Genomic DNA, 19,935 nt, shown 5'->3' with positions numbered 1-19,935 from the left:
CCCTTCAGTCGCCCACGTCCCTATGTGACCCTATTGCCCATGCCGCACGATCGGTTTCGAGAAAAGGTGGAAAAGTGCAATGTTCGACAACGTCAGGAATCATCGAACCCTGTGTGCCGATCCGCATGTGCAATGGCAACTGGCCGGGCAACTGGGCGCCGGACTCGAGGCATCGGTTGCCGATTACCTGCTGGATCCGGGGTCATTGACCCAGCGTCTGGTCGAGATTTCCGGTGGTCGCTTCGCTATCACCCCGCTGTATGAGCGCGAAGACGTTTTGCTGGACAGCGAATGCACGGCGCTGCAATTACCCGCCGGCAGCCGTGGCTGGATTCGCGAGATCTATCTCACCGGCCAGGGCGTGCCCTGGGTTTTCGCCCGCACGGTTATCCCGGCTGCGGTGCAGCAGATGACCGGCCAGGACTTGCGGACCCTGGGCGATCAGCCGATCGGACCTCTGCTGTTCGGTGACCTCGACTTCCGGCGTGGGCCGATAGAGTTCTGCCGTTACGAGGACTCGGCCCGCAACGGTCAGTTGACGGCATCCCCGCTGTGGGCGCGACGCTCACGCTTCGAACGGGGCGACCTGGGCATTCTGGTATCGGAAGTGTTTCTGCCGACGTTCTGGGCGAAGGTGGATGAACCGGCACTCCTGGAAAAGCGCAGGGCCTGAAAGGATGGGGAGCAGGGGCGTCGACAACCCACGGGTGCGGCTCAGACCCTACTGCGGGTCGCCAGCCAATACCCCGAAGCCCTGCGTGATCTGCAGCCGGTGTGACGCTGCTGAATAGTGGCCTTTGGCCTTGTTTTTCGCGGCTTTCACGGGATTGAGTGTGCACGACCTCTCATTTGCCGATCCGCCCGGCAAATAGCGCTTTTGCGCCATTGTGCAAGCAGATGTGAATCGCTAACCTCTGCGACTTCCCGACCTGTCCTCGACAGGTCCTTTCTGATTTCAGTGTTTCAGTGGTGCGCCGTGGATGGATCGGGCGCAGGGTTTCGTGATGTCTGGCAAGGAGGCATAGATGCGCCGGTTTTTCCCCATCCTGATCGCCCTCTGGGCCGCGAGTGCCTGGGCCGAGCCCTCGGCCGAGTTGCAGGAGCCGACAGGCGGCTGGCGCTATTCCGGTTTGCTCGATCGCAGCGATGCGCCGCAGGTCGCCTATCCGACGCCGCCCATCGACCGCGGTATCCAGCGCAGTCGCACGCCGATCGAGGGCAAGGTCAATCCGCCGTCCGGCCCGCGCCAACCTCATACCTTGTCGGTCAACGGCAACCCACTGAATCTCTACACCGATGACAACGGCCGCTTCGTGCGGCCCTATGCCTTCGGTGCTGGCTCCAACAGCGTCGAAGTGCGCAGCTCCGCCGGCAAATCCCTCAAGCGCGTGCAGTTCTACGAAGCCAACCGCTCGGTCACTCCGGCGCGTATCCGCGTGGTGCTCGGCTGGGACGACCCCAAGGCCGAACTGGACATGCACATCATCACCCCGGATGGCCAGCACGCCTTCTTCGGCCATCCCGGCCTGACCAATGGCGGCGGCCTCGACCCGGATGGCGTCGACGGCCCGGGCCCGGAAATGTTCACCATGACCGCGCCGCTGCACGGCACCTACCTGATTTACGTCAACTACTGGGGCAACTTCGGCGCCGAAGGCTATAACTTCGATGAAGGCAAAAACCAGAACGAAGTGATCACTTCGCAGATCAACCTGATCCTCGATGAAAACACCGTCAACGAGAAACGCGAGACGTTTATCGTGCCGATGCGCGCCATCGGCGACCTGATGCTGGTCAAGACCTTCAACTACTGAATATTTTCAATTACTGGGCATCCCGCTCCACGGATGAATGGGCTTTGTGAACATGAGCGATAACACTGCTTCCCCGGACGCCGGCACACCCGCCGCGGCCAAACCCGCCGGCTCGCGCCGCTGGCTGGGTCTCGTACTCGGGCTGTGCGTGGTGGGTGTGGTCGGTGGCGGGTTGGGCTGGTTTCTCCACCACAAGCCCAAGGCTCCGGCGCCGGAGCTGGCCCTGGAAAAGCTCGGTCTGAGCCGGCCGGACGCCCTGCTGGAAACCGCGTCCCTCAGTCAGTTGCCCAAGGACCTGCTCAGCGTGCCGTTCCTGCGCGAAACCCTGACCGAGGATTTCGTCTTCTACTACGAAACCCATGGCGACCGCCTGGGGTTGATCGGCAGCCTGCGCCGGATCATCTACGAGCATGACCTGAAACTGCAGGACACGCTGATCGAGCAACTGTTCGACCAGCCGGCGGACGTGGCGCTGTGGCGCGGCAAGGACGGCCGACTCAAGGACTTCCTGCTGGTGCTGGATCGCGGTGGCCTGGCCAAGGTGCTGGAGCCGCTGGCCCAGGTCGCGCTGGACGATACCCAACTGAGCAAGGTCGGCGAACTGAAGGTGGCCGGCGACAATGTCTCGCTGTACCGCCTGGCCTACAACGCCAGCAAATCGCTGCTGTTCGCCTCCCGTGGCGACAAGATGGTGGTGCTGTCCAACCCGGACAAACTCTACGACCACACCGACGATGCGGTGGCCGAGCAGGGTGAAGTCTCGCTCCAGGCCATGGCCGCGCTGCTCAATGGCGACAAGTTGTTCCCCGAGGCCTTTGGTCTCAAGCCACGGGAATCCACGGTGAAACAGCGCATCTCGGTCGGTGCCAGTGTCCTCGCCATGGGCTACCAGCGCTTTATCCCGAACTTCGTCGGCCTGCGCCTGGACATGGACGACAAGGGCTGGCACAGCTTCCTGGCCATGGACGAGCTGGACAACCAGCCGGATTTCGACTTCAAGCCGATCTGGCAAGCCATGCCGGTGGGCGCCAGCGCCTGTGTCGCCTTGCCGGTGGCGGCCGAGCAACAGAAGCCGTTGCTGGTCAAGCTCGGTGCCGACGAGGCCACCGCGCAGAAGCTTACCGAACACATGAACGGTGCCGCCGGCCTGTGCTGGTACGCCGACTCGCGTCTCTACACGCCGTTGCTGGTGGCGAGCCTCGACAGCAAGGCCGGGGACGCTCTCGACGCTGACCTGGGCAAGCTGTTCGGCTCCATGGTCGGTTCCAACGAAAGCAATGTCGAAGGCGGCCTGTTCCCCATCGACGAGCAGAAGAAAGACAGCGTCCACCAATGGAAGCGCCAGGTCAGCTCGACCTTCGGCCAGTACGCGGCCAAGGAAGCGCCGCAACCGGATGCGATCACCGGCAAGGGCTTCTTCCGCGTCAGCCTGGCCCGCCATGGTTCGACGCTGCTGTTCTCCCTGGACGACAAACTGGTGGACAAGGCCCTCGGCACCCTCGACAAGCACTTCCCGCCGTTGGCCGATGTGCTGCCCAAGGATGTGCTGATGCCGATCTACTTCGGCCCGGACTCCCTGGCGCAACTGATGAAGCAGGAAACCCTCGACAGCCTGCCCCAGGACATGGAACCGGTATTCCGCAACGCCGCGCAGACCCACCTGCTGCCCAAGCTGCAGAAGCTCGCCGGCTACGGCAAGTACGCCCTGACGCTGCCCGAAGGCAGTGAGCCGGACGGCCACTGGCAGTGGTTGCCGTTGCAATGGCGGGCAATGTGACGCCTATGCTCGGAATTGGCACAGCGCTATCGGGATGGCAACGCAGCACTACTGTGGCGAGTGGGCTTGCCCACGCTCGACTGCGCAGCAGTCGCAAAACCGGCCAACTCATTGCGCCAGATAAACCTCGCTTGCAGGTTTCAGGGCGGTTTCGCAGCCCAGCGTGGGCAAGCCCACTCGCCACAATGGGTGGGCGTGCTCGCAAATATCTGGGGGTGCTGGCGTTGCTGTTCAGCGCGCCTGCGTTCGCCCTTGAAACACCGTCCCTGAACGTCGAGCAGTCCCAGGTGTTCCGCGCCTGGTTCGTGCGCATCGCCCAGGAGCAACTGACCCAGGGCCCGAGCCCGCGCTGGTACCAGCAGGACTGCGCGGGTCTGGTGCGCTTCGCCGCCAATGAAGCGCTGAAAGTCCACGACGACAAGTGGCTGCGGGCCAATGGCCTGTCCAACCGCTACCTGCCGCCGGAGTTGGCGCTGGATGCAGGACAACGCAGCCTCGCCCAGCAATGGCAGCAGGGCGGCGGCAAGGTCGGGCCCTACGTCAATGCGATCAAGCTGATCCAGTTCAACAGCCAGTTGGTCAGCCGCGACCTCAACCAGGCGCGGCCCGGCGACCTGTTGTTCTTCGACCAGGGCGACGACCAGCACCTGATGATCTGGATGGGCCGCAACATCGCCTATCACACCGGCACCACCACCCCTACCGACAACGGCATGCGCTCCGCCAGCGTGCAGCAACTCATGACATGGAAGGACACCCGATGGATACCCGATGCAACGAACCCCAACTTCATCGGCGTCTATCGGCTGAACTTCCTCTCTCGATGAACGGGTCTCGAATGATGCGTCTGTTATCCCGAATGGTTTTTGCCCTGGCCGTGCTGCTGCCGGTGGCCGCCGGTGCCGCCGACGACTCGGTGCCGCCGAGCAATTACACGCCGGTTGCCGGGGAGAGTTTCTTCCTGCTGGCCGACACCAGCTTTGCCAGCGACGAACAGGCGATGGTCCGCCTGGAAGCGCCGGGTCGCGACTACCGGCGCTTCCGCATGGAGCCCTATGGCGGCGCGGACATCCGTGTGTACCGCATCGACCAGCCGCTGGAATTCCTCAAGCGCCAGAAGAACCTGCACCGAGTGGTCAGCGACGCCCAGTTCAAGGGCGAAGGACTGTCCAACACCCTGGCCTACCTGTGGGACAACTGGTACGCCAAGTCCCGCCGGGTGATGCAGCGTGCGTTCTCCTACGAGTCGCGCAAGCAGGTTACCGAGGAAGTGCCGGAACTGAAGATGGGCGACACCCTTGGCGCACCGACGCCTTACGACGCGCATCCGCAATACGCGCCGCTGCCGGGCCTGCCGCTGGTCAGCCAGTTCCGCTACCCGCTGTGGGAAGCCAAGCCGATCCAGCCGCCGAAGGGCGTCGACCTGGCGGGTTCGTCGAGCCAGTTCATCAGCGTTTCGCCGGGCAACGTCTATGTGCCGCTGGGCAAGCTGAAACCAGGCCTGTACCTGGTGGAAGCGCTGATCGGCAAATACCGCGCGACCACCGTGGTGTTCGTCTCCAACACCGTCGCGGTGAGCAAGATCACCGGCGACGAACTGCTGGTCTGGGCCGCGCGCAAGCATGAAGGCAGCTCGGTGCCCAAGGTCAAGGTGCTGTGGACCGACGGCCTCGGCGTGATGAGCAGCGGCGAGACCGATGCCGATGGCCTGCTGCGGCTCAAGCACGTCAGCCCGGAACGCTCGTTCATGATCGGTGAAGATGAGGAGGGCGGGGTCTTCGTCTCCGAAAACTTCTACTACGACAGCGAAATCTACGACACCAAGCTCTACGCCTTCACCGACCGGCCGCTGTACCGGCCGGGTGATTGGGTGTCGCTGAAGATCGTCGGCCGCGAATTCAAGAACGCCCGTGACTCGGTCAACCCGACCACCGCACCGGTGCGTGTCACCGTGCTCGATGCCACCGGCACCGCCTTGCAGTCCCTGGACCTCAATCTGGACGCCAAGTCCGGGACCCAGGGCCGTTTCCAACTGCCGGACAATGCCGTGGCCGGTGGCTACGAGTTGCGCTTCAGCTATCGCGACCAGACCTACAGCAGCGCCTTCCGCGTCGCCGAGTACATCAAGCCGCACTTCGAAATCTCCATGGACCTGGCCAAGCAGGACTTCCGTACCGGCGAGGCGATCAAGGGCAAGTTGCTGCTGCTCTATCCGGACGGCAAGCCGGTGGCCGACGCCCGCGTGCAACTGAGCCTGCGGGCCCAGCAACTGTCCATGGTCGACAACGAGCTGCAATACCTCGGGCAATTCCCGGTGGAACTGACCAGTGCCGAACTGACCACCGATGACAAGGGCGTTGCCGTCCTCGACCTGCCGGCGGCGGAGAAACCGAGCCGCTACATGCTCACGGTATTTGCCAGCGACGGCGCCGCGTATCGGGTCAAGACCACCAAGGAAATCCTCATCGAGCGCGGCGCGGCGCGTTATCGCCTGTCGGCGCCGCAGCGCTTCAGCGCCACCGGCGAGAAGGTCCAGTTCGGCTACGTCAGCGAAGCCAGCGCCGAGGCGGCCGCGCGCCAACCGGCGAGTTACAGCTGGGTGCGCCTGGAAGACCAGTCCACCGGCGGCGGCAAGCTCGCGGCGGTGGACAAGGGCTTCAGCGTCACCTTCGATCGTCCGGGCACCTACAACCTGTCGATCAAGGACGACCACGAGCGCATCCTCGGTGCCACCGGCCACTCGGTGACCGGCGATGGCGTCAAGGCCGTACCGGGCACCGTCGAAATCCTCCTCGACAAGCCCGAGTATCAGGCCGGTGACGAAGCCCTGGCGTTGATCACCTTCCCGGAACCGGTCAGCGATGCACTGCTGTCCCTGGAGCGGGACAAAGTCGAGGCCACCGCGTTGCTGTCCAAGGGCGCCGACTGGTTGCGCCTGGAAAAGCTCAGCGACACCCAATACCGCGTGCGCATCCCGGTGAAGGACAACTTCGCCCCCAACCTGACCTTCTCCGTGCTCTACACCAAGGGCGGCGAATACAGCTTCCAGAACGCCGGGATCAAGGTCGCCGCGCCGCAGATCGACATCGCCGTCGCCACCGACAAGGACAGCTACCAGCCGGGCGACACCGTCTCCGTGGACCTGACCACGCAGTTCGCCGGCAAGCCGATTCCGGCGCACCTGACCGTCAGCGTGGTGGATGAAATGATCTACGCGCTGCAACCGGAAGTGGCGCCGAGCATCGACCAGTTCTTCTATCATCCACGGCGCAACAACGTACGCACCAGCGCCAGCCTGTCGTTCATCAGCTACGACGTCGCCCTGCCGGGCAGCCCCGGCGCACCGGGCAAGGCCAATCGCAGCGAGCGCGGCGTGAAGGTGCTGGAGCGGCCACGGCGTGAAGACGTCGACACCGCCGCCTGGCAGCCGGAGCTGGTCACCGATGCCAACGGCAAGGTGCGTTTCACCTTCCGCATGCCCGATTCCCTGACCCGCTGGCGCATCACCGTGCGTGCCATGGCCGACGCCGGGCAGGTCGGGCAGAAGAACCAGTTCATCCGCTCCGACAAGCCGCTGTACCTGAAATGGAGCGGACCGACCCACTTGCGCAACGGCGACAAACCGACCTTCGGCGTGTTCGCCTTCAGCCAGGCCGACAAGCCGGTCAAGGCCGAACTGCTGATCCGCCTGGCCGGCCAGGAACAGCGCCTGCCGCTGTCGCTGAACAAAGGCATCAACTACATTCCGCTACCGAGCAGTGCCTTGAGCAGCGGCGAGTGGAGCGCCGAGCTGCAGCAGGATGGCAAGACCCAGGATGCCCTGGAGGTGCGCCTCACGGCCGTCGGTGACGGTTGGCAGATCACCCAGAGCCAGAGTCTCGGCGTGGCGGCGGGCGATACGCCATTGAGCCTGCCGGCGGACGCCAGCGATATCCGCCTGCGCCTGGACGACAGCCCGCAAGCGCTGTTCCGCGCCAGCCTCGACGACCTGCTCAGCTACCCTTACGGCGGCGTCGAACAGACCGCCAGCCAGTTGTTGCCGTTGAGCATCGCCTACCCGGCGCTCTCGGCCAATGCCCAGGTCCGCGACCGTCTGCGTCTGATCATGCAGAACAGCCGCCTGCGCCTGGTGCAGATGGCCGGCCCGGATGCGTGGTTCACCTGGTGGGGCGAAGACGTCACGCCGGATGCCTTCCTGACCGCCTATGCCTATTACGCCGACTGGAACGCCAGCAAGGCCCTGGGTATCAGCCTGCCGCCGGAACACTGGCAGCGGGTGCTGGACGTCTACGCCAAACAGGCCGCCGCCACACCGCTGTTGCAGCGGGCCCTGGTGGTGGCGTTCGCCAAGGAAATGCAACTGCCGGTGAACACTCTGTTGAGCGGCCTGGTGGACGAACTGGCGAAAGCCGGGGAAGGCGACAACACCAACCTGCTGGACGATGGCGAAGACAGCCTGGTCATGAGCGCACCGGATTCGGCCCTCGGCCTGGCCAGCGCGCGGGTGCTGACAGCTGCCTTGGCCCGTCAGAACAAAGTGGCCTTGCCGGACGCCTTCACCAAGCAACTGGCTACTGCCGAGCAGCGCCTGGGTGCCAGCTCGCAACCGTTCGCCACGGCCTTGAGCCTGTCGCTCAAACCGTTCAATGCCGACCAGGCCCAGGACCTGTTGCAGCGTCTGTTGCCGCAGCAATCGACCTTGGAGCGTGCGCTGGCCCTGACCTGGCTGCAACGCAGCGTCGAACAGGCGCCGAAGACCGTGGCCCTCGCCCCGGGCGAAGGCTGGCAGCCGCGCCAGGGCGCGACCGGCGAAAACTACTGGCAGTGGCAGGGCGCGGGCGTGCCGTCCGTGCTCTCGCTGAGCGGTGCCCAGGAGCGTCCCGTGCGGGCGAACCTGAGCTACCTCAGCCAGACCAAGGTCCCGGACGACCTGCCGGTGACCCTCAAGCGCCGCTTGTTGCAACTGGTGCCGGGTGATGACGCCTACAGCTTCAGCCTGAAGGCGGTGGGCAAGGAGCCGCTGTCCAGCGACAACCTCTACCTGGACGAAGTCATCCTCACCAGCAAAGGCCCGAAACCGCTGCGCTACGGCATGCTCGAAGTGCCGCTGCCGCCGGGTGCCGACGTCGAGCGCACCACCTGGGGCGTGAACATCGTCGGCGCGCCGGGCACCGATTCCGCGCCGTTGGAGAAAGCCCGTTTCGAAGCCGGGCAACTGGCCTACGCCGTACCGGTGAACAGCCTGAGTGGCGAAGTGCGGGTCCGTCACCTGATCCGCTTCTCGCAGAAAGGTCAGTTCAACCTGCCGCCGGCACGTTTCAGCCAGATCTATGCGCCGGAGCATCAGGCCCAGGAGCAGAAATCGAGCCTTGGACAGATCACGGTCGAATGACATGACCCGTCGCCTGGCCTGGCTGTTGTTGTGTGCCCTTCCTCTGCTGGCGACGGCCGAGGAAGAGCCCGTGCGCCTGGCCTGGAAGGGCGCCGATGGCTACGAACTGGTGCAATTGAATCGCACCCAGGTGCTCGCCCGCGAGCCATTGCCGGCAAGCCTGCAAGCACCACTGGGCAGCCTGTGGAAGTTGTTCGTCTACGCCTGGCTGGTGGATACCGACCAGCAGGAGCCGGCCTACGATTGCCACGGCCAGGACCGCGACGAAGTCTATTGCTGCACGCCGGGTGGCAGCATCGCCCGGGATCCGGCGCTGGTGAAATCCTGCGGACTGTATTTCGAGCCCGAGCGGCTGCAGATCGACGCCGCCCGCTGGCGGGACTACTGGCAGGCACGACACGCTCCGGCGTGGCTGCTCGATCTCGACCAGCTCAAGCCACAGACCCGTGTGTCGATTGCCGAGCTGCTGGAAACCCTGCGCACCTTGCCGGCCCAGGAACCGGCTCGCAAACTGTTGCTCGATGTGGTGCTCGGCGCCGCCGATGGCCAGGCGGTCGGCGTGTTGGGCGCACGCCTGCGGGTCAAGACCTGGAGCTGGCTGGGCGACAACGATCCGCAATCGCGCCAGGGCGGCTTTGCCGGCTGGCTGGAAGACGGCACGCCACTCTGGGTCGGTGGGCGTGGCACCAGCCAGATGGTCCTGCGGCACTACTCGGACGTCCTCGGCAACTTCCTGCCCGCGCCGTCGCCCGCGGATGTCGGGCGTTGCGTGCAGGTCGAACTGTTTTCGCGCTACCCGCTGAAAGGCGTCAGCCGCGCGGACGGCCAGACGGCCTCCAACGGTGCGCTGCAAGGCCGCTACCGGGTCGACTTCGCCAATGGCAACCAGCTGGATATCGAAAGCGCCGGCGAACTGTTCCTGCTGCAGAACGCCGGCCGACCGCAACTGGTCGCCCGCCTGGATCGCGAAGAATACGTCGCCCGGGTCCTGCAGCGGGAAGCCAAGAGCGAACCGGTGGAAGCGGCCAAGGCCCTGGCTGTCGCGATTCGCACCTACCTGCTGCAAAACGCCGCGCGCAATGGCGATTGCCTGAGCATCGACGACAGCAGCAGTCGCCAGCGCGTCGCCCCGCGTCCTGCCACCGCCGATGCCCGCACGATTGCCGCCTGGACCAGCGACCTGGTACTGGCCGGCAGTCCCGTGACCTACCACAGCGACCAGCCCGGCCCGGACAAACTGTCCTGGCAACAGGCCGTTGAACAGGCCAATGCCGGTGCGCGCTACGACCTGATCCTGCAGCGCGCCTACCCGCGCGCGAGCCTCAGCCGCTGGGACAACCCGGTCGCTTCCTGCGAGCCGCTGCCCGCCGCCCGTGACTGGCTGCTCAAGCAGCGCCGTGGCTGGCGCCCGCGCCTGGACCAGGAAGTCGGCTATAACGAACTCAGCCAGTTCGCCGTCTGCCGGTTGTCGTTTGGCCGGCCATATGTCGACCGCGAACGCCAGCGCATCTACGTGCGCGGCGTGCTGACCCAGCAAGACCGGCTCGACCTGACCCATGAATACCTGCACCTGGCGTTCGAGGCCCATCCGAACGGCCAGGACGAAGACTATATCGAAGGGCTTGCCCGCCACCTGTTACTGGAATAGGCCATGACATTGCGTATCCACACCGTTGCCCTGTTCCTCAGCGCGCTGGCCGTGCTGACCCCGGCCCAGGCCGACAACGCCATCCGCCTCGACACCCCGATCGGCGGCTGGCGGGTCGGCTCGGCGGACGAAGAACGCTACAGCCAGACGGTCAACTACCCGGCCTCCTCGGTCAACACCCCGCAAGGCCAGGCCAGCACGGCGCGCATCCTCGGCCAGATCAAGGGCGCGCCGAAGGACGCCAAGGCACCGGGCAACCTGATCATCAACGGCATCAGCATGCCGCTGAAGCTCGACGAAGCCGGCGACTTCGATCGCCCGTACTCATTCCCGGGCGGCACCAACAGCGTCGAAGTGCGCAGCCCCGATGGCCAACAGCGCAAGCGCGTGCAGTTCCTCAACTCCGGCGGCGGGACCAAGGCCAAGCTGCGCATCCTGCTGTCCTGGGACAGCGACGGCACCGACCTCGACCTGCACGTGGTCACACCGGACGGCGCGCACATCTGGTACGGCGACCGCACGGCGCCCAACGGTGGCTCGCTGGACGTCGACGTCACCACCGGCTACGGCCCGGAAATCTTCTCCATGCCCGCACCGATCAAGGGTCAGTACCTGGTGTATGTGAACTACTACGGCGGCGGCTACCGTAGCGATGACGACGAAGACGGCGGCCAGGAAAACGCCGTCCAGGCCCTGACCACGGCCAAGATCACGCTGATCACGGAAGAAGGGACGGTCAACGAGAAGATGGAATCGTTCATCGTGCCGATGCGGGCACCGGGGGAGCTGACGTTGGTGAGGCGGTTTAGTTATCCGTAAAGCGCGGTACACCGTTGATGACGACATGAGTAGACCGGGCTAAACGCCTCCCCTCTAGGAGCGGTGCTTGCCCGTGAGGGGGCGGTGAGAACGCAAAAGGTCTTTCAGAGAACTCCAATTTTTAGATTAGCCTGATATCGCTTTTGGACCTCCGCGACTTGCAACCATCTGCGTTGTGAATGCACAACGCGATGGCAGTTGGCGCATAGCAATGCTAAATCGGCGAGTTTGGTCTTATCACCAGGCTGAAGCGTGTGTAGGGGCTTCGTGTGGTGAACGTCGATGATGCCCTCCGCCTCCGGGCCATAGGTTTTGCTGAAGTTGAAGCCACAGGCCTCGCACTGGAGTATGCCGTGTTTCTTGAGGGCTTCCTCTTTTTTGCGTTTGACGAGGTTTTTATCCCTTTCCCGTACCCGATGTACTCGGGTGAGCACTTTGCCTTCCTCTGCCTCGAAAAATCCCGGATCGTCATCTGCACTTAAATTTATCGATGTTGGCGCAGGGGACTCGACATGGGCGGTGATGGCCATCACTACCTCGGCGAGACGCTGCGGGTCATTCGCAAACTCTCGCCATACCAACTCTTCGTCTTTGTTACCCTTCGCAAGGCCGGTACGACCGCTATCGGTGTAGCTTGGGTCCCAGCGACGGAAATTGTTGAGTTTCATGTAAACGCCATTGGCGTTGCGAAAGCTCTGGTTCTTGCTCACCCCAGTGGCGTTGCCAATGAGATTGAGGCTCTGTGATAAGGCCTGGACTTCCGGATGGTCTTTCCCTGGTAACTTGGTGCGGTGGCGGAGGTACAGGTCCAAGGCAAGGACGAGTTCATCGCGGCTCCAGGCCGGGTTGGATTGATTGCTGGCAACTAACGAGGGCATGCGGCGCTGTCCGTATATATCCCATTTTTATGTGGGAAAAATCACTTTATGCGGACAGAATATTGCCTTCTGATGTCATTTGGGAATCATGCGCTGTGCGATATATCCAGCGTATGGGTTTTAGTCCGTGCCCCAGCGGCAAACAGGGAGTAGACGTATGGCCGTTTGGCTGGTCCGGGCGGGTTCTGCCGGAGAGTTCGAAGAGAAATTCATCAGTGAACGGCGGGTCTATCTGACTTGGAGTTTGCTGAATGTGAGTCTGAGCCGCTGCATTGAACGGGAGCAGGTGCAAAGCCTTTTGGCTGAGCTCTATCCTGAGCATAAACCCAAGACGTTGCAGAACTGGAGCAGTCAAGTCTGGCCCTTTGCCCAACGTATGCAGGTGGGTGACTGGGTTGTCATGCCATTGAAAACCCAACCGGTCGTCTACATCGGTGAAATCGTTGGCGACTACCAGTTTGAGGCGCAAGGCTCCAGCCCGTTCTTTCACTGGCGTTCCGTTCATTGGGTTGGCGAAGCGATTCCACGGGCTCATTTCTCCCAGGACTTGCTCTACAGTTTCGGCGCATTCATGACCATCTGCCGTATTCGTCGTAATAACGCCGAAGCTCGGATTCGCGCGATGGCAGCCAACAAGTGGCAGCCAGAAACGATGAAGCAACTGGTCGGCGATTTAGCCACTGCCTCGGACGAAGCAGCAGTAGAAGAGGCTGAAACTGATCTGGAATTGACCGGTAAAGATCATATTGCCCGGTTGATTTCTCGCCGCTTCAAGGGGCATCGACTTACTACCTTGGTGGCGGCGATCTTGAAGGCCCAGGGGTTCAGTATCTGGCAGAGCCCGGAAGGTGCCGATGGTGGCGTCGACATTCTGGCCAGCAACGGCGTTATGGGTTTTGGCGAGCAAACGATATGTGTCGAGGTGAAGTCGGGCGAAGGCCTTGTCGACCGGCCGACTGTGGATAAGTTGTTGGGTGCGATGAGCAAGTTCAACGCGAGCCAGGGGCTATTTGTGGCTTGGGGCGGGTATCGCAGCACGGTACAAAAGGAGTTGGCGTCCAGCTTTTTCCGCTTACGACTCTGGAATCAAAATGATTTGTTGGATCAGCTTTTCTTGTATTACGACCGATTGGACGAGTCCATTAAATCTGAGCTGCCGCTGAAACGCATCTGGACGGTTGCACTGACTGAGGACGTTTAGTCAGTGGAAAAGGGGGGCAAGCTCCCCCCTTCTGTCACGCTTCTTTCTGTCAGCTTGTTACCCCAGCGGGCAGTTCCTCGATCAGTGAATCCACTTGCCGTAGCGCTAGCTCGATCAAATGCACCAACCCCATAGCCACCTTGCGATTCGGGCCGGTGAGGTTGTCGGCGTGTTCATAAGCAGTGGCGGCAGCGGACTCCAGGATTGAACTGGCACTGACGAGGTGGTCCTCATGACTTTCAGGCAATGACAGGCGGCTGCCTGATGCCTGTGGTTGGATGTAGTGAGCCAGAGCTCGGTCGGCGGCGAGTGGATCGATACTTTTGACAGCGGATGAAACCGGCGGATTGGGCGTAACCTTGAACATGTCTGAAACTCCTAACGCGTTATAGGAGCTGCCAGCTTTCGCGACTAAACGAAGGGGTGGCAGCTGTACGCAGGTTAGTCGACCGGAGCGTTAGGAACCCGGCGCACCCGAAGGTGCCCTGCGCACAGCCACCATAAAACACAGGCATAAAAAAACACCTGGGGAAGGTGGCGCATTGCGCCTAACGACTGCCTGGGCGACTAAACCCGGTCACTGATTTGGCAGTGACGAATCGAAGACTAGCCACCCGAATTGGCAGGCACAAGCGCTCAGGATTTTCTAGGAAACTTCAGTCAAAGGAAAGCGAGTTGTCTTGCTGGCCGGGGCAAATCACTGCCAAAACGCTACATCCGCCGATGCTCCGTCATCGCCGACAGCACCACCGAAGTAGCCGCCGTCCGAGTCTCCACTCCCAGCTTGATATACACATGCTCCAGATGCTTGTTCACCGTGCGTGGGCTGAGGTCCAGGATGGTGCCGATATCGCGGTTGGTCTTGCCACAGGCCACCCAACGCAGCACTTCCACCTCGCGCCCGGTCAGTTGGAAACGCGCCGACAGGACCTTGCTCGCCGGTTCATCGTTCAGGCTCAACGCCGCCACCGGCTGCGACGCCGCCCGCGCCGATAACAGCGTACGCGAGGTGCGCAGATGCGCCGCGACCCGCGCCAGCACTTCGTCGATCTGGATCGGCTTGGTCACGTAATCGCTGCCGCCCACTTCAAAACCCTGGACCACGTGCCGGCTCTCTGTCAGCGCGGTCATGAACAGCACCGGGATATCGGCGCTCTCCGGCTGCGCCTTGATCCGTCGGCAGGTCTCGAAACCGTCGAGGCCCGGCATCATCGCGTCCAGCAGGATCAGGTCCGGGCGTCGGCGCTCGATGCGGTTCAGCGCACTCAGCCCGTCGAGGGCCACCAGCACCATATAGCCGGCATCGTTGAGGGCGTCGGAGAGCAGGGCGAGGTTGTCCGGGGTGTCGTCCACAATCAGCACGACGCCAGGTTCAGTGACTGTGGTCAGTGCATTCATCTTCTGCCTCCTTGAGGGCGCGGTTGATTTCGTCCAGGCGAAAGTTTTTCAGCAGTTTGCGGAGCGAGCCGATAAACGCTGCCGTGTCTGGCGTCTCGGCCTCGATGCTGTCGAGTTTTTCCTGCAGGCCACGGACATAGCCGATGGCGCTGAGTTCGCCGAGGGCGACAAGGTCGGGGTGCGCAGGCAGGATCCAGGGGGCGGGCAGGGCGGCAGGGGCCGGCGTTTCCCGACGCAGCCATTGCAGGTCGAGCTGCTTCTGGATGCGCTCCAGCAACTCCGGCGTGCGCACCGGCTTGGCCAGGTAGTCGTTGCAGGCGCTGGCCAGGCTGCGCTCGTCGTTGAAGGCGTTGGCCGAGATGACGATGATCGGCACCGTCGACAGGGCGTTGCGGCGGATCAGGCGGCTGGTTTCCCAGCCGTCCATGGTCGGCATCGACAGGTCCATCAGGATCAGGTCCGGCCCCAGCAGCGCCACCTGACGAATCGCTTCCTGGCCATTGCTGGCCTGCACCACTTCGAAGCCCAGCGGGCTGAGCATGCCGTTGAGCACCTTACGATGGTCGACATGGTCGTCCACCACCAGCACCCGCCGCCGTGGACCCTGGTAGCCGATGATGTCGTGCTCGACATGCACCACCGCCTGGGGCGCGCGGACCTGGGAGAGAAACAGCCGCACCTGGAAACAGGTGCCCTTGTCCTGTTGGCTGCGCACCTGCAGCTCGCCGCCCATCAGCGAGGTGAGCATGCGGGTGATGGTCAGGCCGAGGCCGACGCCCTTGTCCTGGCGCATCAGGTCGCCACGTTCGAACGGCTGGAAGATCCGCTCGATATGCTCGGGGTCGATGCCGATACCGGTGTCAATGATCTCGAAAGTCGCGGTTTCACGCATATAGCTGACCCGCAGGCAGACTTCGCCGCTGTCGGTAAAGTTGACCGCATTGCCCAGCAGGTTGATCAGGATCTGCCGTACGCGTTTCTCGTCGCCACGGACCACCGCCGGCATCTTGCCGATCAGTTCCAGGCGAAAGCGCAGGCCTTTCTCCCGGGCTTGCGGGGTGAACATCAGCTCCAGGTCGTGGATCAGTTCGGGGAAGGGAATCTCCGTCAGTTCCAGGCGCAGCTTGCCGGCCTCGATCTTGGCCACGTCGAGCAGGCCGTCGATCAGCGACAGCAGGTGCGAGCCGCTGCGCAGGATGGTCGCCAGCGCGTCCTGGTGCTGTTCGGGCATGGCCGCATCGCGCTGCAGGTTTTGGGTGAAACCGAGGATGCTGTTGAGCGGCGTGCGCAACTCATGGGACAGCCCGGTGATGTAGCGGCTCTTGGCCGCGTTGGCCGACTCCGAGGCTTCCTTGGCATCCTGCAAGGCCTGGTCGGTGACGCGGTGGGCGGCGATTTCCTGCATCAGCAACTGGGTCTGGCGGTTCGATTCCTCCTGGGCGACGTGGCGGCTTTCGCGGGTCAGGACGATCCACCAGGCGAGGATCGCCGCCAGCATCGAGAGCACCAGGAAGGCCTTGAAAAATGCCTGGTACAGGGTCGCCGAATGAGGCAAACCCTGGGAGGCCTGGCCGTAGATCAGGGCCAGGGCGCCGCTGAGCATCAGGATCAGTACCAGCAACAGGCCGAGGTAGTGCATCAGCCGGGTGTGCAGGCGCGGCACCATGGTGTTCGGTAGTAGCCAGCGCAACAGTGACTCGAACTGTGCGGACAGGCGGCCCTGGGGTTTGCAGCGGTCGCCGCAACGGGCGTCTAGCGAACAGCATAGCGAGCAGATGGGCGTGCTGTAGGCCGGACAGAAGGCCATGTCGGCGGTCTCGAAGGCATTGCGGCACAGACCGCAGGTGACCTGCAGGCTCGGCGCCACCGGCTGCAGCAGCAACGGATCGCTGGTGCGGGCGATGTAGTAGCGGCTGCGGGTCGCCCAGGCCAGCAAGGGCGCGGTGATCAGTGCCGTGCCGAGGGCGACGAAGGGCGGCGCGGCCTGGGCCAGGGCGCCGAACAGGCCGAAGTGGGCGAGGATCGACAGCAACGAGGCAATCAGCATCGAGCCGACGCCCACCGGGTTGATGTCGTAGAGGTGGGCGCGCTTGAACTCGATATGTTTCGGCGACAGGCCCAGGGGTTTGTTGATCACCAGGTCGGCGACCACCGAGCCGATCCAGGCGGTGGCGATATTGGCGTAGAGGCCGAGCACCTGGTCGATGACGTCGAACACCCCCAGCTCCATCAGCATCAGCGCAATCGCCACGTTGAACACCAGCCACACCACGCGGCCGGGATGACTGTGGGTGACCCGGGCGAAGAAGTTCGACCAGGCCAGGGAGCCGGCGTAGGCGTTGGTCAGGTTGATCTTCATCTGCGAGACGAACACGAACAGCACCATGGCGCCCAGGGCCCACTCCGGTGAGGAGAACACGTAACTGAAGGCCACCAGGTACATCTGTGTCGGTTCGGCGGCGCGCTCCATGGGGATTTCGTGTTGCAGGGCAAGAAAGGCCAGGAAGGCGCCGGCGGCCATTTTCAGGGCACCGGGGATGATCCAGCCGGGCCCGGCGCAGAGCAGGGCGGCCCACCAGCGTTTGCGGTTGGCGGCGGTCTTCTCCGGGAGGAAACGCAGGTAGTCGACCTGTTCGCCGATCTGCGTCACCAGCGACAGGGCCACGGTGCAGGCCGCGCAGAATGCCAGCAGATTGAAATCGCCACCGCTGGCACTGCGGCCCTGGAAGCTGGTCCAGTCGCTGAAGGCCTGGGGATTTTTCAGCAGGACGAACAGGTAGGGCAGCACCAGCAGCACCAGCCACAGCGGCTGGGTCCAGAGTTGCAGGCGGCTGATCAGGGTGACGCCGTAGGCCACCAGCGGGATCACCAGTACGGAGCAGATCACATAGGCGAAGGCCAGCGGGATATGGAAATACAACTCCAGGGCCAGGGCCATGATCGCCGCTTCGAGGGCGAAGAACAGGAAGGTGAAGCTGGCGTAGATCAGCGAGGTGATGGTCGAGCCGATGTAGCCGAAGCCGGCGCCACGGGTCAGCAGGTCCATGTCGACGCCGTAGCGGGCGGCGTAGTAGCTGATGGGCAGGCCGGTGAAGAAGATCACCAGGCTGACTGCGAGAATCGCCCAGAAGGTGTTGGTGAAGCCATAACTCAGGGCCAGCACCCCGCCGATCGCCTCCAGGGCGAGGAACGACACCGCGCCCAGGGCGGTGTTGGCGATGCGCAATTCCGACCACTTGCGAAAGGACTTCGGCGTGTAGCGCAGAGCGTAGTCTTCCATGGTTTCGTCGGCGACCCAGCTGTTGTAGTCGCGACGGATCTTGGCGATGCGCTGGGTACCCGGTGGTAGCACGGTGAAAGACTCCTGCGAACAAGGCGCTCCATGCCTGGCGGGTGGTGGTGAAAAATTGAGCAATTTCCGTGCCCCGTGTTGCCAGACCCTGCCGGCAGCTGCGCTCGTGCGTAGTCCCTGTGTCGCTGGGCAACACCAGGCGGGCCGGGGCTCGGGCGCTAGCCTGCGCCACCTTGGTGCGATTTTCCCTACGTCAAATGACGTATGCGCTTACGTCAGGCTGCGTATACCGGCCAGCGCTGCTCGCCGCCATGCTGATGCCATCACCGTTGCTGGCCGCCCCTGGGGCGAACCGGCAGCGCCACCGCAGAGGAGTAGCAGCATGGAACCACGATTGATCCGCACCAAAGGTCTGTTGCCGCGCCGTCTGGCGCTGGGAGCGGCGGCCCTGTCGTTACTGGCCGCCAGTGTGTTCAGCCAGGGCGTCATGGCGGATGACGCCAACAGCACCGGCCTGGCCGTGACCCCGACTGAAGTCACCGTCGGCCAGTTGCACTCGGCCACCGGCACCATGGCGATTTCCGAAACCGGTTCGATCCAGGCCGAGCGCCTGGCCATCGAGCAGATCAACGCCTCCGGCGGCATCCTCGGCCGGCAGATCAAGGTGATTCAGGAAGACGGCGCCTCCGACTGGCCGACCTTCGCCGAGAAGGCCAAGAAGCTGCTGGTCAACGACAAGGTGGCGACGGTGTTCGGCTGCTGGACCTCGGCCTCGCGCAAGGCCGTGCTGCCGATCTTCGAGAAGGAAAACGGCCTGCTCTACTACCCGACCTTCTACGAAGGGCTGGAACAGTCGAAGAACGTGATCTACACCGGCCAGGAAGCCACCCAGCAGATCCTCGCCAGCCTCGACTGGATCGCCAAGACCAAGGGTGCCAAGACCTTCTACCTGGTGGGTTCGGACTACATCTGGCCACGCACCTCGATGAAGATCGCCCGCAAGCACATCGAGAACGTGCTGCACGGCACCGTGGTCGGCGAAGACTACTACCCGCTGGGCAACACCCAGTTCGGTTCGCTGATCAACAAGGTCAAGCTGAAGAAACCCGATGTGGTGTTCGCTGCCGTGGTCGGTGGTTCCAACGTGGCCTTCTACAAGCAGCTCAACGCGGCGGGCGTCAACGCGGCCAAGCAGACCCTGCTGACCCTGTCGGTGACCGAAGACGAACTGCTGGGTATCGGCGGCGAGAACATGGCCGGTTTCTATGCATCGATGAAGTACTTCCAGAGCCTGGACAACCCCAACAACAAGGCCTTTGTCGAAGCCTTCAAGGCCAAGTACGGCAAGGACGCGGTGATCGGCGACGTGACCCAGGCGGCCTACCTCGGCCCATGGTTGTGGAAGGCCGCGGTGGAGAAGGCCGGTAGCTTCGACGTCGACAAAGTGGTCGCCGCCTCGCCGGGCATCGAGTTGAAAACCGCGCCTGAAGGCTACGTGAAGGTGCACGAAAACCATCACCTGTGGAGCAAGACCCGTATCGGTGAAGTGCAGCCCAACGGCCAGTTCAAGGTGGTCTACGAGTCCGATCTGATCGAGCCGAATCCGTTCCCCAAAGGCTACCAATAACGTTCGACCGCTATCGCCGGCAAGCCGGCTCCTACAAAGGTTGGGTACGACGATCCCTTTGTGGTGGAGCACCTATCTGTGGGAGCTGG

General features: G+C 63.2%; 13 protein-coding genes and 1 pseudogene. 10 read left to right on the top strand and 4 right to left on the bottom strand.

What is annotated here, in order from left to right:
* The first annotated feature begins 79 nt into the window (after nucleotides 1–79).
* The 8 genes and pseudogenes from ACL9RJ_RS31400 (at nucleotide 80) to ACL9RJ_RS31365 (ending at nucleotide 11,450) form a co-directional block, all read left to right on the top strand.
* The gene (locus ACL9RJ_RS31400; protein WP_177058209.1) at nucleotides 80–673 is read left to right on the top strand and encodes a chorismate--pyruvate lyase family protein; all 594 of its coding nucleotides are present in this window, start codon (nucleotides 80–82) and stop codon (nucleotides 671–673) included.
* Nucleotides 674–778: pseudogene (locus ACL9RJ_RS31395) on the top strand (transcriptional regulator); the annotation flags it as partial.
* A 247-nt stretch (nucleotides 779–1,025) separates the two neighbouring features.
* On the top strand, nucleotides 1,026–1,814 hold the full coding sequence (locus ACL9RJ_RS31390; protein WP_177058210.1) for a YfaP family protein: 789 nt from the start codon (nucleotides 1,026–1,028) through the stop codon (nucleotides 1,812–1,814).
* Between the two features lie 52 nt (nucleotides 1,815–1,866).
* Nucleotides 1,867–3,591, top strand: a complete 1,725-nt coding sequence (locus tag ACL9RJ_RS31385; RefSeq protein ID WP_177073229.1) for a DUF2138 domain-containing protein — start codon at nucleotides 1,867–1,869, stop codon at nucleotides 3,589–3,591.
* A 185-nt stretch (nucleotides 3,592–3,776) separates the two neighbouring features.
* Nucleotides 3,777–4,418 carry a DUF1175 domain-containing protein gene (locus ACL9RJ_RS31380; protein WP_177058212.1) on the top strand — a complete coding sequence of 214 codons (642 nt, stop codon included), beginning with the start codon at nucleotides 3,777–3,779 and terminating at the stop codon, nucleotides 4,416–4,418.
* Entirely contained in the window at nucleotides 4,415–8,983 is a 4,569-nt protein-coding gene (locus tag ACL9RJ_RS31375; RefSeq protein WP_422765973.1) for an alpha-2-macroglobulin family protein, read from the top strand. The genes ACL9RJ_RS31380 and ACL9RJ_RS31375 overlap by 4 nt, the downstream gene beginning before the upstream one ends.
* A 1-nt stretch (nucleotide 8,984) precedes the next feature.
* Nucleotides 8,985–10,631 carry a DUF2300 domain-containing protein gene (locus tag ACL9RJ_RS31370; protein ID WP_422765972.1) on the top strand — a complete coding sequence of 549 codons (1,647 nt, stop codon included), beginning with the start codon at nucleotides 8,985–8,987 and terminating at the stop codon, nucleotides 10,629–10,631.
* Between the two features lie 3 nt (nucleotides 10,632–10,634).
* Complete coding sequence (locus ACL9RJ_RS31365; RefSeq protein WP_422765971.1) at nucleotides 10,635–11,450, top strand: YfaP family protein; 816 nt, start codon at nucleotides 10,635–10,637, stop codon at nucleotides 11,448–11,450.
* 104 nt (nucleotides 11,451–11,554) lie between these two features.
* Here ACL9RJ_RS31365 and ACL9RJ_RS31360 read toward each other — a convergent pair whose 3' ends face one another.
* Nucleotides 11,555–12,328: an HNH endonuclease gene (locus ACL9RJ_RS31360; protein ID WP_422765970.1), complete on the bottom strand. Its 774-nt coding sequence runs from the start codon at nucleotides 12,326–12,328 to the stop codon at nucleotides 11,555–11,557.
* Nucleotides 12,329–12,485: 157 nt separating this feature from the next.
* Between ACL9RJ_RS31360 and ACL9RJ_RS31355 the strand changes: the two genes are divergently transcribed.
* Nucleotides 12,486–13,529 carry a restriction endonuclease gene (locus ACL9RJ_RS31355; RefSeq protein WP_422765969.1) on the top strand — a complete coding sequence of 348 codons (1,044 nt, stop codon included), beginning with the start codon at nucleotides 12,486–12,488 and terminating at the stop codon, nucleotides 13,527–13,529.
* A gap of 49 nt (nucleotides 13,530–13,578) precedes the next feature.
* Here ACL9RJ_RS31355 and ACL9RJ_RS31350 read toward each other — a convergent pair whose 3' ends face one another.
* From ACL9RJ_RS31350 to ACL9RJ_RS31340, 3 genes are all read right to left on the bottom strand, one after another.
* Nucleotides 13,579–13,896, bottom strand: a complete 318-nt coding sequence (locus tag ACL9RJ_RS31350; protein ID WP_422765968.1) for a DUF6124 family protein — start codon at nucleotides 13,894–13,896, stop codon at nucleotides 13,579–13,581.
* Between the two features lie 344 nt (nucleotides 13,897–14,240).
* Nucleotides 14,241–14,927, bottom strand: a complete 687-nt coding sequence (locus tag ACL9RJ_RS31345; protein ID WP_017123306.1) for a response regulator transcription factor — start codon at nucleotides 14,925–14,927, stop codon at nucleotides 14,241–14,243.
* The gene (locus tag ACL9RJ_RS31340) at nucleotides 14,902–18,279 is read right to left on the bottom strand and encodes an ATP-binding protein (RefSeq protein ID WP_422765967.1); all 3,378 of its coding nucleotides are present in this window, start codon (nucleotides 18,277–18,279) and stop codon (nucleotides 14,902–14,904) included. The genes ACL9RJ_RS31345 and ACL9RJ_RS31340 overlap by 26 nt, the downstream gene beginning before the upstream one ends.
* A 322-nt stretch (nucleotides 18,280–18,601) precedes the next feature.
* Here ACL9RJ_RS31340 and urtA point away from each other — a divergent pair, with 322 nt between their 5' ends.
* A complete protein-coding gene (gene urtA, locus ACL9RJ_RS31335) occupies nucleotides 18,602–19,846 on the top strand; it encodes an urea ABC transporter substrate-binding protein (RefSeq protein WP_017123308.1) in 1,245 nt (414 codons plus the stop codon).
* The last annotated feature ends 89 nt before the right edge of the window (nucleotides 19,847–19,935 follow it).

Origin of the sequence: Pseudomonas sp. Mn2068, assembly GCF_049319725.1 — a bacterium.
In the GTDB taxonomy this organism is placed as follows: domain Bacteria; phylum Pseudomonadota; class Gammaproteobacteria; order Pseudomonadales; family Pseudomonadaceae; genus Aquipseudomonas; species Aquipseudomonas gingeri.
The sequence above is the reverse complement of the archived record's forward strand: the minus strand, read 5'-3'. Positions and strand labels throughout refer to the sequence as shown.

Bases quoted from the DNA above. Each gene is read 5' to 3' on its own strand.
- ACL9RJ_RS31385 (WP_177073229.1), top strand. From the start codon at position 1,867: ATGAGCGATAACACTGCTTCCCCGGACGCCGGCACACCCGCCGCGGCC.
- urtA (WP_017123308.1), top strand. From the start codon at position 18,602: ATGGAACCACGATTGATCCGCACCAAAGGTCTGTTGCCGCGCCGTCTG.
- ACL9RJ_RS31355 (WP_422765969.1), top strand. From the start codon at position 12,486: ATGGCCGTTTGGCTGGTCCGGGCGGGTTCTGCCGGAGAGTTCGAAGAG.
- ACL9RJ_RS31390 (WP_177058210.1), top strand. From the start codon at position 1,026: ATGCGCCGGTTTTTCCCCATCCTGATCGCCCTCTGGGCCGCGAGTGCC.
- ACL9RJ_RS31380 (WP_177058212.1), top strand. From the start codon at position 3,777: ATGGGTGGGCGTGCTCGCAAATATCTGGGGGTGCTGGCGTTGCTGTTC.
- ACL9RJ_RS31360 (WP_422765970.1), bottom strand. From the start codon at position 12,328: ATGCCCTCGTTAGTTGCCAGCAATCAATCCAACCCGGCCTGGAGCCGC.
- ACL9RJ_RS31365 (WP_422765971.1), top strand. From the start codon at position 10,635: ATGACATTGCGTATCCACACCGTTGCCCTGTTCCTCAGCGCGCTGGCC.
- ACL9RJ_RS31345 (WP_017123306.1), bottom strand. From the start codon at position 14,927: ATGAATGCACTGACCACAGTCACTGAACCTGGCGTCGTGCTGATTGTG.
- ACL9RJ_RS31370 (WP_422765972.1), top strand. From the start codon at position 8,985: ATGACCCGTCGCCTGGCCTGGCTGTTGTTGTGTGCCCTTCCTCTGCTG.
- ACL9RJ_RS31350 (WP_422765968.1), bottom strand. From the start codon at position 13,896: ATGTTCAAGGTTACGCCCAATCCGCCGGTTTCATCCGCTGTCAAAAGT.
- ACL9RJ_RS31375 (WP_422765973.1), top strand. From the start codon at position 4,415: ATGAACGGGTCTCGAATGATGCGTCTGTTATCCCGAATGGTTTTTGCC.
- ACL9RJ_RS31400 (WP_177058209.1), top strand. From the start codon at position 80: ATGTTCGACAACGTCAGGAATCATCGAACCCTGTGTGCCGATCCGCAT.